Raw genomic sequence first — 14009 nt, forward strand, 5'->3', positions numbered from 1 at the left:
GCGAGATACCCTCGCCCGGAATTTCATTAATAATGAAATAGTTAAAAATACGCAGAATGTTCGGCAGCAAATTATGTCATCCAGTCAATGAAATGCGATCTGAATCACAAAATGATTGTATTTTCGCCAGCAAACGTTTTAAGATCGTGCCCTTACCTTTTCGCAGCTAATCCACCTATTAGATATGACAACAGACACTGTTTCCCGCAAGGTCGCGTGGCTACGGGTAGTTACGCTTGCTATTGCCGGTTTTATTTTTAATACCACCGAGTTTGTCCCTGTCGGTTTGCTTTCCGACATCGCACAAAGCTTTAATATGCAGACCGCTCAGGTCGGGATCATGCTGACGATCTACGCCTGGGTTGTGGCCTTGATGTCGCTACCCTTCATGCTGCTCACCAGCCAGGTAGAACGCCGCAAGCTGCTGATCTGCCTGTTTGTCGTGTTTATTGCCAGCCACGTACTCTCTTTCCTGGCATGGAATTTTACCGTGTTGTTGATTAGTCGTATTGGTATAGCTTTCGCACACGCCATTTTCTGGTCGATTACCGCATCGCTGGCGATCCGCCTTGCTCCGGCCGGGAAACGCGCGCAGGCACTCAGTCTGATTGCGACCGGCACCGCGCTGGCGATGGTGCTGGGGCTGCCTATCGGACGCATCGTCGGCCAGTATTTTGGCTGGCGCACTACCTTCTTCGCCATTGGTATGGGGGCGCTAATTACTCTGCTTTGCCTGATTAAGCTCCTGCCAACATTACCCAGTGAGCATTCCGGTTCATTAAAAAGTCTGCCGGTGTTATTCCGCCGTCCGGCGTTGATGAGTCTGTATGTACTAACGGTGATTGTGGTCACCGCGCATTACACGGCCTATAGCTATATCGAACCGTTTGTGCAGACTGTCGCCGGGCTGAGCGCAAACTTTGCTACCGTACTGTTGCTGGTTCTGGGTGGTGCGGGTATTGTCGGGAGCGTCATATTCGGCAAGTTGGGTAATCAACATGCCTCCGTACTGATTAGCAGCGCCATTGCCCTGCTGACGATATGTCTGGTGCTATTACTGCCCGCCGCTGCCAGCGAAATGCATCTGGCTGTCCTGAGTATTTTCTGGGGCATCGCCATTATGTTGATAGGTCTGGGCATGCAGGTAAAAGTGCTGGCGCTGGCCCCGGATGCCACCGACGTCGCTATGGCATTGTTCTCCGGAATCTTCAATATCGGTATTGGCGCTGGCGCCCTGGTGGGCAATCAGGTGAGTCTGCACTGGTCAATGTCTACGATTGGTTACGTAGGCGCAGTGCCTGCCGTTGTAGCGTTGATATGGTCAGTGATTATCTTTCGTAAATGGCCGGTATCGCTGGAAGAACAGCCCCAGCATTGATAAAAAGTGCCCGGTAGACCATACCGGGCACCTTGCTTTACGCGTAAGTCTTAATAATTTCCAGCACGCCGTTTATAATAAACTGCACGCCCATACACACCAGCAGGAAGCCCATCAGACGGGAAATCGCTTCGATCCCCCCTTTGCCGACCAGGCGCATGATCCCCCCGGAACTGCGTAAACAGCCCCACAGAATAACCCCAACCACCGCAAAGATAATCGGTGGCGCAACCATGATCACCCACTCTGGAAATTCGGAGCCATGACGCACGGTGGAGGCCGAACTGATGATCATCGCAATCGTACCCGGGCCTGCAGTGCTTGGCATTGCCAGCGGGACGAAAGCAATATTGGCCGTTGGTTCGTCCTCCAGCTCTTCTGACTTGCTTCTCGCTTCCGGAGAATCATGCGCCTTCTGCTGTGGGAACAACATGCGAAAGCCGATAAACGCAACGATTAATCCACCTGCAATACGTAATCCGGGAATAGAAATCCCGAACGTATTCATTACCACCTGCCCGGCGTAGTAGGCCACCATCATAATGGCAAAAACATAGACAGATGCCATGAGTGACTGACGGTTACGCTCGGCGCTATTCATGTTGCCTGCAAGGCCGAGAAACAGCGCCACGGTGGTTAACGGGTTTGCCAACGGTAACAGGACTACCAGCCCCAGTCCTATTGCTTTAAACAAGTCCATCATAATGTCATCTTTCCTGTGCGTTTTTCGTCAACGGCAAGTATAAGGGCAAACTCAAGGGTTAAGCCATGTTGTCGATGTAAGGATTCATTAGCTCTTTTTTCGCATAAACCCAACGGCTCAGAATGTTAAAAACACGCTCTGCCTGGCGTGCTCCTGATGTTTTAGCAAAACGTGGCATTTGCTGACCCATTCATTTGACTTATATTTGCCTAAGCAATAATATCAGCCGTGACTAACTACTTGCCAGGGCAACCATTGTGAAAAGCACCAGTGATCTGTTTAACGAAATCATCCCACTGGGTCGTTTGATCTATATGGTTAATCAGAAAAAAGATCGTTTACTAAACGACTATCTGTCACCGCTGGATATCACGGCATCGCAGTTCAAGGTGCTCTGCTCCATCCGTTGCGCGGTGTGCATCACCCCTGTCGAATTGAAAAAAGTGCTGTCTGTCGATCTCGGCGCCCTGACGCGGATGCTGGACAGACTGGCCTGTAAAGGCTGGATTGAAAGGCTTCCGAATCCACATGACAAGCGAGGCGTGCTGGTGAAACTCACCGAGCATGGCGCAGCAATTTGCGAGCAGTGTCATCAATTAGTAGGGCAAGACCTGCACCAGGAACTAACAAAAAACTTAACGGCGGATGAAGTCACCACGCTTGAGCATTTGCTTAAGAAAGTCCTGCCGTAAACAGAAAGAGGTATGACGATGTCCAGACGCAATACTGACACAATCACTATTCATAGCATTTTGGACTGGATCGAAAATAACCTTGAATCGCCGCTCTCGCTGGAAAAAGTGTCAGAGCGTTCAGGTTACTCCAAATGGCACCTGCAACGGATGTTTAAAAAAGAAACCGGTCATTCACTTGGTCAATACATCCGCAGCCGTAAAATGACTGAAATAGCGCAAAAATTAAAAGAGAGTAACGAACCGATCCTGTATCTGGCGGAGCGTTACGGCTTTGAATCACAGCAGACGCTGACCCGAACATTCAAAAACTATTTTGATGTTCCGCCGCATAAATACCGTATGACGAATATGCACGGCGAATCACGTTATTTGCTGCCACTCAATCAATGTAATTGCTAATCGCCAGTTAACGACGTAACCGAGGAAATCATGAAACTTCTGTCATATGCAATGCTGGCCCTGATGTTTGCTTTTTCGGGCCAGAGCATGGCGGAACAAACCGCGCAACCTGCTGCCGCACAAAACAATCGCGACGCGATGATTATGCCCTCAGCACACGATCAGTCCCCGTTTGATTTTAATCATATGGGCGCAGGTAGCGACAAGTCCGATGAATTAGGCGTGCCTTATTACAATCTGCGCAACCTTTAATTTTATTGCCCCGTCACTGCGGGGCTTTTTTTACTCTCTCGCCTGGGCAATCTTACGCCAACGAAAGCCAAACACATTGATATACAGTCCAGCCATTATCAGTAATGCACCAAGCAGCTGTAATCCGCTTAGCGTTTCGTCCAGCAGTACGGCCGCACTCGCCAGACCAACAACGGGTACCAACAGCGACAGCGGTGCGACACGCCAGGTCTCATAACGTCCGAGTAATGATCCCCAGATGCCATAACCCACAATGGTCGCCACAAACGCCAGATAAACCAGCGACAGGATGGTCGTCAAATCTATCGCCACCAGACTTTGGGCTATTTGCGTTGGGCCATCAAGAAGTAATGAGGCCAGGAAAAATGGAACTATCGGGATTAATGCACTCCATACCACTAACGACATCACGGCCGGGCGCGACGTATGCTGCATGATTTTTTTGTTAAAGATATTGCCGCAGGCCCAGCTTAGCGCTGCCGCCAGCGTCAACATAAAACCGAGCATACCGACATGCTGTCCGTTCAGACTGGCCTCAATCAGCACCAGTACGCCAAAAACGGCCAGCGCAATTCCTACTAACTGTTTGCCCTGCAGACGTTCGCCAAAGGCGAATGCCCCCAGAATGATGGTGAAAAACGCCTGGGCCTGTAATACCAGAGAAGCTAACCCGGCGGGCATACCGAATTTGATGGCGCTGAAGAGAAACGCGAACTGCCCAAAACTAATGGTCAGGCCATAGCCGAGTAAAAGCGAAAGCGGAATTTTCGGCCGGGCAACAAAGAATATAGACGGGAACGCCACCAGCAAAAAACGTAACCCTGCCAACATCAATGGCGGCATATTGTGCAAACCCACCTTAATGACAACAAAGTTCAGCCCCCAAACTACGACGACCAGTAACGCCAATAACCCGTCTTTACGCGACATACCACCGCCCCTGCAAATATTAAATTTTTGTAAACAAGTTAAAGTAACGGAAATCGTTGTACCGTAACAGATCATTAATTCAGGTAGGCCATACAGGGCATTTTCGGACAACTTATTGGGTGTACATCACACTTTTAGCATGCTATTTGTTTCTGATATCTAAAAAAAACATAACAACATGCATTGTCGGGCAGGAAAATGAATATCTCTCTGAGAAGGTCCACTCTCGCTTTACTCGCGTCATCTTTGTTATTAACCATTGGTCGTGGCGCCACGCTGCCTTTTATGACGATCTATCTCAGCCGGCAGTACAACCTGAGTGTCGATCTAATCGGTTATGCGATGACGGTCGCGCTGACCATTGGCGTGGTGTTCAGCCTTGGCTTTGGTATTCTGGCCGACAAGTTCGATAAAAAACGCTATATGCTGCTGGCTATCTGCGGCTTTGCCTCCGGCTTTATCGCTATTCCGCTGGTGCATAACGTCGTGATAGTGGTTTTGCTCTTTGCCCTGATCAACTGCGCCTACTCCGTCTTCGCCACGGTGCTGAAAGCCTGGTTTGCCGATAACTTGTCTGCAACCAATAAAACGAAAATTTTCTCACTTAACTATACCGTGCTGAACATCGGCTGGACCGTTGGTCCACCGCTGGGCACGCTGCTGGTCATGCAAAGCATTAACCTGCCATTCTGGCTGGCTGCTGCATGTTCTGCGCTACCTCTGGTGTTTATCCAGACGTGGGTAAAACGTTCACCGGCAGCCGCAGACGGTGTAAACACCGCGGTTTGGTCCCCTTCAGTACTGCTGCGTGACAGAGCATTATTCTGGTTTACGCTGTCAGCCTTTTTGGCGTCATTCGTTGGCGGCGCCTTTGCGTCCTGTATTTCGCAATACGTTATGGTGGTTGCAGACGGCGATTTTGCCGAGAAAGTGGTGGCAGTCGTCCTGCCCGTCAACGCCGCCATTGTGGTATCACTGCAATACGCCCTCGGGCGCAGGCTCACCGCCACCAATATCCGCCCGCTAATGACAGTGGGCACACTGTTCTTTGTGGTCGGCCTGGTGGGCTTCACCTTCTCCGGTAACAGTCTGCTGTTATGGGGACTTTCTGCTGCTTTTTTCACTATTGGTGAGGTCATCTACGCACCAGGTGAATACATGCTCATCGACAACATCGCACCTGCTGGCATGAAAGCCAGTTATTTTTCCGCCCAGTCGTTAGGCTGGCTGGGGGCAGCGGTAAACCCATTAGTTAGCGGCGTCATTCTAACCACATTGCCGCCATGGTCGCTGTTTGTGGCGTTGATGGTGGCAATCGTACTTGCTTGGGCGCTGATGATAAAAGGCATGCGCGCCAAACCCTGGGGCCAGACGGCGGTCTGCTAGTTATGTTCGCGACAGAGCCACAGTCACTCTGTCGCGTATCTCAGATGGCGACCAGACCCCGAACGCCCTCGGACTCCATATTTTTACCCTCACCGCTTTGAATTATGCTGCCCCGCGACATAAGCAGGTACTTATCGGCCAGCTGCTCGGCAAAATCATAGAACTGCTCCACCAGCAAAATGGCCATGTCTCCACGGCGCGCCAGCTGGGAAATCACCTGACCAATCTCTTTAATCACCGACGGCTGGATCCCCTCGGTGGGCTCATCAAGGATCAACAACTGCGGGCGACTTGCCAGCGCCCGTCCAATCGCCAGCTGCTGCTGTTGCCCGCCGGACAAATCGCCGCCCCGCCGATGTTTCATCTCCTGTAGCACCGGAAAAAGCGCGTAAATATCATCCGGAACGCCTCGGGCCTCCTGCGTGGAAAATCGGGAAAGACCGAGCAAAAGATTCTCTTCTACCGTCAGACGCGGAAATATATCGCGCCCTTGTGGGACATACGCCACACCGGCCCTGACCCGCTGATACGGCTTCCAGTGAGTAACATTTTTCTCCTGCCAGAACACGTTTCCGCTGCGGGCGGGAATCAGCCCCATCAGACACTTCAGAAGCGTCGTTTTACCCACGCCGTTACGTCCCAGCAGACATGTCACTTCGCCGATATGCGCTTCGAAGGTCACGCCTCGCAGAATATGGCTGCCACTATAATATTGATTCAGTTCTTTCACCTGCAGCATCTGCACTCCTTAACGCCCGAGATAAACTTCAATAACCTGCTCGTTGGCCTGCACTTCACGCAGACTCCCCTGAGCCAATACTTGCCCCTGGTGTAATACCGTGACGCGATCGGCGATGGTTTCGACAAATCCCATATCATGCTCAACAACCATCAAAGAATGCTTCCCGGCAAGCTGGCGAAACAGCTCCGCTGTGTATTCCGTCTCCGCATCCGTCATACCCGCCGCAGGCTCATCCAGCAGCAACAGATGCGGTTCCTGTACCAGCAGCATGCCAATTTCAAGAAATTGTTTTTGCCCGTGAGATAGCAGCCCAGCGGAGCGGGCGCGCTCATTGCCCAGTCGCAACAGTGCCAGTATTTCATCAATGCGATCCCGCTGTTCGCCTGAAAGACGCGCCCGTAAAACGCCCCAAACAGATTTATCGCTTTTCAGCGCCAGTTCCAGATTCTCCTCCACCGTTAACTCTTCAAATACCGTGGGCTTCTGGAATTTCCGCCCGATACCCTGGTGCGCAATAGCAATGGGATCCAGCATGGTCAAGTCGGTCGACTGATCGTATATCGCACGACCACTTTGCGGCCTGGTTTTGCCGGTAATGACATCCATTAACGTCGTTTTTCCGGCACCGTTGGGGCCAATGATGCAACGAAGTTCCCCAACGCCAATATTGAGCGAGAGATCGGTCAGTGCCTGAAATCCATCGAAGTTAACGTTAATTTTTTCCAGCTGTAGCACCGGGTCAGTCTGGTTGCGAAACCGATCTCCCGGCATCTGGCGAGTAAATAGCCCTTCATCTGGCTGCATCATTTGTCTCCCTTGCGAAACAGACCCATTACACCTCGGGGTAAAAACAGCGTAACACCAATAAAGATCAGGCCAAGAAACAGCTGCCAGTATTCAGGCATAATCACGGTAAACAGGCTTTTAGCGCCATTCACTAACACGGCGCCGAATACCGGGCCGATAAGGGTTCCTCGCCCACCGAGGGCAACCCAAATCGCCGCTTCAATCGAGTTGGTCGGCGACATTTCGCTGGGGTTAATGATCCCCACCTGCGGAACATACAGCGCCCCTGCCAGGCCACACAGCACCGCTGAAAGCGTCCAAACCAGCAGTTTGAAACCTTTCGGATCGTAACCACAGAACATCAGACGGTTTTCGGCATCACGCACGGCAGTCAGAATACGACCGAACTTACTGCGGGCCAGCGCCAGTCCCAACCATAATGCCAGTACCAGCAGCATGACCGTCGCCAGAAACAGCGCGATACGGGTTGAGGTGGCGGCTACCGGGAATCCCAGAATAGTGGTAAAGCCGGTAAAACCGTTATTCCCCCCAAAACCCGTTTCGTTGCGAAAGAACAGCAGCATTCCGGCGAAAGTCAGGGCCTGGGTCATGATGGAGAAATAGACCCCTTTGATTTTTGACCGAAAGGCAAACCAACCAAATACCAGCGCCAGCAGGCCAGGAACCAGAACGACCAACAGTAGCGCCCAGATAAAATGTTGCGTTCCCCACCAAAACCAGGGCAGCTCGGTCCACGACAAGAATGACATGAAGGGCGGCAATCCTTCTCCAGAGGCCTGGCGCATCAGGTACATTCCCATCGCATACCCTCCCAGCGCAAAGAAAATACCGTGGCCCAGGGAGAGCATTCCTGCATAGCCCCACACCAGATCCAGCGCGACCGCCACAATGGCATAGCAGAGAATTTTCCCGGCAAGCGTCAGCGTCCACACCGATATAGCCAGCGGATGGTCCGCAGGTAGCAGCGCAAGAAACGGCAGAATAATCAACGCCAACAGTAACCCCAGGCCCAGCACACGTGTCACGCGTGGCGCTTTACGCGCCAGCGTTAATGTCATTGGCATCGTCATCAGTCAATAACCCTCCCTTTTAGCGCGAACAGCCCCTGCGGACGCCTCTGAATGAACAGTATAATCAGCATCAGAATCATAATTTTGCCGAGTACCGCCCCTATCTGAGGCTCAAGAATTTTGTTGAAGATCCCCAGCCCAAACGCAGCAGCCACACTCCCGGCAAGTTGTCCCACGCCGCCCAGCACCACCACCAGAAAGGAATCGATAATGTAGCTTTGTCCCAATTCCGGTCCTACGTTGCCCAATTGTGAGAGCGCGACGCCCCCCAATCCGGCAATACCTGAACCAAGGCCAAAGGCCAGCATATCGACGCGTCCAGTAGGTACGCCGCAGCATGCCGCCATATTTCGATTCTGCGTCACCGCACGTACGCGCAGCCCAAGGCGCGTTTTATTCAACAATAGCCAGGTGAAAAACAGCACCAGAATGGCAAAGCCAAGCACCACAATTCGGTTCCACGGTAAAATCAGATTGGCATAAACCTGAATCCCCCCGGAAAGCCATGCCGGATTGGCAACTTCAAGGTTCTGCGCGCCGAAGGTCATACGCACCAGTTGGATGAGCATCAGACTAATCCCCCAGGTCGCCAGCAGCGTTTCGAGAGGACGCCCGTATAAATGGCGGATCACTCCGCGCTCAAGCAGCATTCCTACCGCCGCGGTAAATAAAAAGGCAACCGGCAGCGCAATAGCCGGATACCAGGCTAACCATTGCGGGAAAAACTGGCCCATCAGCTGTTGCACAATCCAGGTACAGTAAGCCCCGAGCATTAACATCTCGCCATGCGCCATATTAATAACGCCGAGTAGCCCGTAGGTAATGGCCAGACCCAATGCCGCCAGCAGCAAAACAGAACCCAGCGACAACCCCATAAAGGCCTGTCCAAGAAGATCGCCAATCTTCATGCGATACGCGATGGAACTCAGACTGTCGCTGGCGGCAGCACGCACGCTGGCATCAGCCTCATGTTCAGCAAGGGTGAAAGGTTGCAGGCGCGCCTGGGTTTCAGGATCGTTTGAAGCCCCTATAAGCACAATGGCCTGCCGTCTGACCTCAGGCGAGCTGCTGGTTAACTGCAGGTTTGCCAGCGCAATAGCCAGCGCGGATTTCACTTCAGCATCGGGCTCCTGTGCCATTCGTTGCTGCAAAAATGGCAGCATGCCTGGCAATGCCTCTCGTTGTAACGTGCGCGCTGCCTCAGCTCTTTTAGTGACACTGTCACTAAAAAGTTGATGGACGGCCAACGTTCCGGCAACCAGATTACGCAGTCGGTTAGTCAGCCGGACTTTTTTTAACTCGCCGTTCGGGCCTTTCGCCGTTCCTAACGGCTGTACGTGCGAGCCGCTTATGATGAACGCGTTTCTTGCGTTATCGGTCAGCAATTGCTCTTCACGCAACGCGTTGAGCATCGGCAAACGCTGAACGTCGGGATTGATCGACCATTGTTCGAGCAAGGCAGCCTGCTGAGTTCGATTTGCGGCTGTAAAGGTATCGGCATCTGATGCCTGCGCTATCCACGGCAAAAACCACGTCAGCAACAACACACCACGAATAAAGCGCATAGCTTTCATGAGCGTTCTCCAAAGCGTTGCCCGCCCGCAGGAGGGCACACGATCAATTGCTGGCAGTTTTAACGGGCTGTGCAGATTTTTTGTCATTACCGGCGATGTAGGGACTCCACGGCTGGGCGCGGACCGGTTCATCGGATTGCCACACCACGTTAAACTGGCCGTTGCCTTCAATCTCGCCAATCATGACGGGTTTATGCAGGTGATGATTGGTGGCATCCATGGTCAGGGTAAACCCTGATGGTGCAGCAAATGATTGTCCTGCCATCGCTACGCGGACTTTATCCACATCAGTCGTTCCGGCTTTTTCTACCGCCTGCGCCCACATATGCAAACCAACATAAGTGGCTTCCATGGGGTCATTGGTTACCACCGAATCAGCATTTGGCAGTTTGTGCGCTTTGGCATACGCCCGGTAATCCGCAACGAATTTCTTGTTGGTCGCGTTATCTACGGACTCAAAGTAGTTCCACGCGGCAAGGTTGCCCACCAGCGGTTTGGTATCAATACCGCGTAACTCCTCCTCCCCCACGGAGAATGCCACCACCGGAACATCGGTGGCTTTCAGGCCCTGGTTCGCCAACTCTTTATAGAATGGAACGTTAGAATCGCCGTTGATGGTCGACACCACCGCCATTTTTCCTCCTGCAGCAAATTTCTTGATACTGGCGACGATGGTCTGGTAATCGCTGTGTCCGAATGGGGTGTACACCTCTTCGATATCTTTATCAGCAACGCCCTTCGAATGTAAAAAGGCGCGTAAAATTTTGTTCGTTGTACGCGGATAAACATAATCCGTGCCCAACAGGAAGAAGCGCTTAGCACTGCCGCCGTCTTCACTCATCAGATACTCAACCGCCGGGATCGCCTGCTGATTTGGCGCAGCTCCGGTATAGAAGACGTTAGGCGACATCTCTTCACCTTCATATTGCACCGGGTAAAACAGCAGACCGTTTAGCTCTTCAAATACCGGTAAAACTGATTTACGTGAAACCGATGTCCAACAGCCGAAGACCGCCGCCACTTTGTCCTGGCTCAACAACTGGCGGGCTTTTTCAGCAAATAAGGGCCAGTTCGAGGCTGGGTCAACGACCACTGGCTCCAGCTTTTTTCCTAACACCCCGCCCTTCGCATTGATTTCATCAATAGTCATCAACGCCATATCTTTTAACGGCGTTTCGGAAATGGCCATCGTGCCGGATAACGAATGCATGATGCCGACCTTAATGGTATCGGCCGCCTGAACGCTAAAACTCATTCCCATCGCGACTACAGAGGTGGAAAGTGCAAAAATTTTTAAAAATTTACGACGCTGCATAGTTTCACTCCTGAAATTAGACTTGTTGAAAGCTCCGGTGCAGCCGGGCAGATAAAACGGTGCAAAATAAGGGTGTTCAGAAGTGATAAGGCAAAAACAATGCCAGATATTAAAAAATCATATAAAATCAATGAATTATAATTAATTTACGAAGAGGGGCATTAAAATTTTCTGCTACAAGGAATAATTGCACGATCAATTGAACCACGATGAGACAACGCTGCATTATAAGCGTGCAACAATTTGTGTCCGTATTACAGCATCATGACAACGTGTCCCGGTATAAAATCAGGGCTATTTGTGCGCAGATAAACGATCCTCGTCACTATTATTTATTTTTCCCGACGTTATCGCGTCAAAACTTTACTTTTTAGCCGAAATATTCAGACAGTTCAGCCTTTGTTTAAGATTGAATTGCTACTATAGTCATAAGCGAGGTGAACTTAAGGTAAGAGAGGAAACTCACAGATAAAGGAGCATTTACTATGCTGGGTAATATGAATATTTTTATGGCTGTTCTGGGAATTATTTTATTTTCCGGTTTCCTGGCCGCGTATCTTAGCCACAGATGGGATGATTGATGAACGGAGATAGTCCTGAACCGACCCGGCCCCTTGTTGCGTAGCTGCACAAGGGGCCATTTTTTTTACCTGCATCGCCCTTCCGCATCTTGTCCCTGATTAGCAGATAAAAAAAACCGCCGGTTAAACCAGCGGTAAATGCTTGCATGGATAGATTTGTGTTTTGCTTTTATACGCTATCTGGCAATTCCCTGCGAAGATAACGGATAGTCAGCTAACCTATCACTGGCAACCCCAATGAAAGCTAAACGAAACGTAACTACTTCGAAACGGTGTTCGCAAATCTCATGCGCTAAGGGGGTATGAGATCACACGATTAGTGTCAACCTGAGTGATCCGCTCGTATTCATCCATAAACATACAGCGATTCCTGCCGTTCTGCTTCCCTTGATACATCGCTCTGTCAGCGCGATCCAGTGCGGTATCCAGCGTTTCACCCTGTTGAACCCGGGTTATTCCAGCCGTTACCGTTATACCAATTTCGCCATCAGCATAGGGTATTTTTTTCTGGCCAATAAGCTGACAAAGCCGCAATCCCGCCAGGCAGACCTGTTCGTCAGTTTTAGTCCGGATGATGATGATAAACTCTTCACCGCCGTAGCGGTACGCTACCTCGTCATATCGCGTCCATGCCAACAAATTTGAGGCCATAGCACGCAACACTACATCCCCCACCAGGTGACCATAAGTATCATTAACGTGTTTAAAACGGTCGATATCCAATAACAATATATAAAGATTTAGCGGTTCGGCGTCGAGTAGTTGTTGATCAAATGACTCATCAAGCATTCTTCTCCCGGGTAAACCCGTTAATACATCGATATTACTGCGGATGTTCAATAAATATATCTTGTAGTCCATTACAGCAGACGTAAATGCCAATAGCGCGTCCTGGAAGCTGTCGAAATGCCATGTATGGCTACGATTCTCCACTATTGCCAATAGCAACTCCTTTCCTATTACATGCATTTTTTCATGAACAGAATAAATCTTGCTCACATAACTACTATCATCCTCATTGTTCAGCGATTGATCATTTATCCATTTTCCAAATCGACAAACAAAATGAGCGTTGTCACCCGTAATATCGGGATGAGTAACATCTGAGGACACAGCGCAGCGGAACATTTTTACCAGCCATTTGTAGTGGGCATCAATTGAGTTGTTCAACTCATTTATGATTGCATCTATTTCCGCTGTGTTTTTCATCATCACGGTTTCCTTCCCTGAATGAACACTTTGAACCGGGATTTTAACCATAAAAAAGAAAATTTATGTAAATTTAGTTATAGAAATCAATGGTGTCATAGCACTTGCCATTTATCGCGATTATTGATTTAATTCCCAGCCAAAACAATAACAGATAGAAACTAATGAATAAAATGACTGACGATGGCGCTAAAATTTACACACCAATGACGCTAAAACTTTATGACTGGTGGGTGCTAGGAGTATCAAATCAATATGCCTGGAAGTGTCCGACCAGGGAACACCTTCTTCCCCATTTTCTCCAGCATATGAGTAAAACACATCTGGATATTGGCGTTGGAACCGGATTTTACCCCTATCACGCTCCTGACGGCTGTGTAATATCGCTAATGGATTTGAATGAAGCCAGTCTGGACGCTGCTGCATCAAGAATCGGGGAAGCGAAAATTCAGCGCAAAATTAAGCATGACGTGTTCGAATCTTACCCTACGGATTTGCACAATGAGTTCGATTCCATTTCCATGTTTTATCTCCTGCACTGCTTGCCTGGCAATATATCAGCGAAAGCCAGTGTGATAGCAAATGCCGCACGGGCTTTAACAGACACGGGTACGCTGTATGGCGCAACTATTCTTGGCGATGGTGTTATACACAACACTTTCGGAAATAAACTCATGAGCATCTACAATAAGAAAGGTATTTTCTCAAACGCTAATGATTCTGAAGAGGGACTGAAACAGATTCTGTCAGCGCATTTTGAACATGTTAATACGCAAGTAACCGGTACTGTAGCGATATTTTCAGCATCAGGTAAAAAATAGCGCCCTGACATTATTAACTGACAGCCTGGAGCATTACCATTAGGGAAAGACAATAAAAAAAGCCTGTCATTCATGACAGGCTAATGGGGTGGATAATGTTGATAACATTTATTATACCTGTGGTGCCGGGTGCCTCCCGGTGAAACA

At 50.1% G+C, this 14009-nt stretch carries 15 protein-coding genes; 7 read left to right on the plus strand and 8 right to left on the minus strand.

The window, feature by feature from the left end:
* Positions 1–184: 184 nt before the first annotated feature.
* Positions 185–1378 carry a sugar transporter gene (locus OGY15_RS19045; protein WP_286540656.1) on the plus strand — a complete coding sequence of 398 codons (1194 nt, stop codon included), beginning with the start codon at positions 185–187 and terminating at the stop codon, positions 1376–1378.
* Between the two features lie 37 nt (positions 1379–1415).
* Here OGY15_RS19045 and OGY15_RS19050 read toward each other — a convergent pair whose 3' ends face one another.
* Positions 1416–2081 (minus strand): MarC family NAAT transporter, encoded by a 666-nt coding sequence (locus OGY15_RS19050; RefSeq protein WP_151219169.1) that lies wholly within the window; start codon positions 2079–2081, stop codon positions 1416–1418.
* Positions 2082–2338: 257 nt separating this feature from the next.
* Here OGY15_RS19050 and marR point away from each other — a divergent pair, with 257 nt between their 5' ends.
* Genes marR through marB form a run of 3 tightly spaced genes read left to right on the plus strand, consistent with a single transcriptional unit; the run spans position 2339 to position 3427 of the window.
* Positions 2339–2773 (plus strand): multiple antibiotic resistance transcriptional regulator MarR, encoded by a 435-nt coding sequence (gene marR, locus OGY15_RS19055; RefSeq protein ID WP_040231108.1) that lies wholly within the window; start codon positions 2339–2341, stop codon positions 2771–2773.
* An 18-nt stretch (positions 2774–2791) separates the two neighbouring features.
* A complete protein-coding gene (gene marA, locus OGY15_RS19060; protein ID WP_003032424.1) occupies positions 2792–3175 on the plus strand; it encodes an MDR efflux pump AcrAB transcriptional activator MarA in 384 nt (127 codons plus the stop codon).
* Positions 3176–3205: 30 nt separating this feature from the next.
* Complete coding sequence (gene marB, locus OGY15_RS19065) at positions 3206–3427, plus strand: multiple antibiotic resistance protein MarB (RefSeq protein ID WP_151225441.1); 222 nt, start codon at positions 3206–3208, stop codon at positions 3425–3427.
* Positions 3428–3457: 30 nt separating this feature from the next.
* On the opposite strand, the gene eamA is transcribed toward marB, so the two are convergent.
* Complete coding sequence (gene eamA / locus OGY15_RS19070) at positions 3458–4357, minus strand: O-acetylserine/cysteine exporter (RefSeq protein WP_252838368.1); 900 nt, start codon at positions 4355–4357, stop codon at positions 3458–3460.
* A gap of 198 nt (positions 4358–4555) precedes the next feature.
* On the opposite strand from eamA, the gene ydeE reads away from it, so the two are divergent.
* Positions 4556–5743 carry an efflux MFS transporter YdeE gene (ydeE, locus tag OGY15_RS19075; protein ID WP_151219165.1) on the plus strand — a complete coding sequence of 396 codons (1188 nt, stop codon included), beginning with the start codon at positions 4556–4558 and terminating at the stop codon, positions 5741–5743.
* A 40-nt stretch (positions 5744–5783) separates the two neighbouring features.
* Here the strand turns inward: ydeE and urtE are convergent, their stop codons facing one another.
* Genes urtE through urtA form a run of 5 tightly spaced genes read right to left on the minus strand, consistent with a single transcriptional unit; the run spans position 5784 to position 11251 of the window.
* On the minus strand, positions 5784–6482 hold the full coding sequence (urtE, locus tag OGY15_RS19080) for an urea ABC transporter ATP-binding subunit UrtE (protein WP_252838367.1): 699 nt from the start codon (positions 6480–6482) through the stop codon (positions 5784–5786).
* A gap of 9 nt (positions 6483–6491) precedes the next feature.
* Positions 6492–7289, minus strand: a complete 798-nt coding sequence (gene urtD, locus OGY15_RS19085; RefSeq protein WP_286540758.1) for an urea ABC transporter ATP-binding protein UrtD — start codon at positions 7287–7289, stop codon at positions 6492–6494.
* Complete coding sequence (urtC, locus tag OGY15_RS19090; RefSeq protein WP_187252465.1) at positions 7289–8362, minus strand: urea ABC transporter permease subunit UrtC; 1074 nt, start codon at positions 8360–8362, stop codon at positions 7289–7291. Before urtC ends, urtD begins: the two co-directional genes overlap by 1 nt.
* Positions 8362–9936: an urea ABC transporter permease subunit UrtB gene (gene urtB / locus OGY15_RS19095; protein ID WP_286540663.1), complete on the minus strand. Its 1575-nt coding sequence runs from the start codon at positions 9934–9936 to the stop codon at positions 8362–8364. The genes urtC and urtB overlap by 1 nt, the downstream gene beginning before the upstream one ends.
* A gap of 43 nt (positions 9937–9979) precedes the next feature.
* Entirely contained in the window at positions 9980–11251 is a 1272-nt protein-coding gene (gene urtA, locus OGY15_RS19100) for an urea ABC transporter substrate-binding protein (protein ID WP_187252467.1), read from the minus strand.
* 485 nt (positions 11252–11736) lie between these two features.
* Here urtA and mgtS point away from each other — a divergent pair, with 485 nt between their 5' ends.
* Entirely contained in the window at positions 11737–11832 is a 96-nt protein-coding gene (mgtS, locus tag OGY15_RS19105; protein WP_151219161.1) for a protein MgtS, read from the plus strand.
* 285 nt (positions 11833–12117) lie between these two features.
* Here the strand turns inward: mgtS and OGY15_RS19110 are convergent, their stop codons facing one another.
* Positions 12118–13044, minus strand: coding sequence for a diguanylate cyclase (locus tag OGY15_RS19110; protein WP_151219160.1), 927 nt, complete (start codon positions 13042–13044; stop codon positions 12118–12120).
* Between the two features lie 161 nt (positions 13045–13205).
* On the opposite strand from OGY15_RS19110, the gene OGY15_RS19115 reads away from it, so the two are divergent.
* Entirely contained in the window at positions 13206–13862 is a 657-nt protein-coding gene (locus OGY15_RS19115; RefSeq protein WP_151219159.1) for a class I SAM-dependent methyltransferase, read from the plus strand.
* Positions 13863–14009: the final 147 nt, after the last annotated feature.

The sequence above is a fragment of the Citrobacter sp. Cu231 genome, from assembly GCF_030332265.1.
Classification (GTDB): domain Bacteria; phylum Pseudomonadota; class Gammaproteobacteria; order Enterobacterales; family Enterobacteriaceae; genus Citrobacter; species Citrobacter meridianamericanus.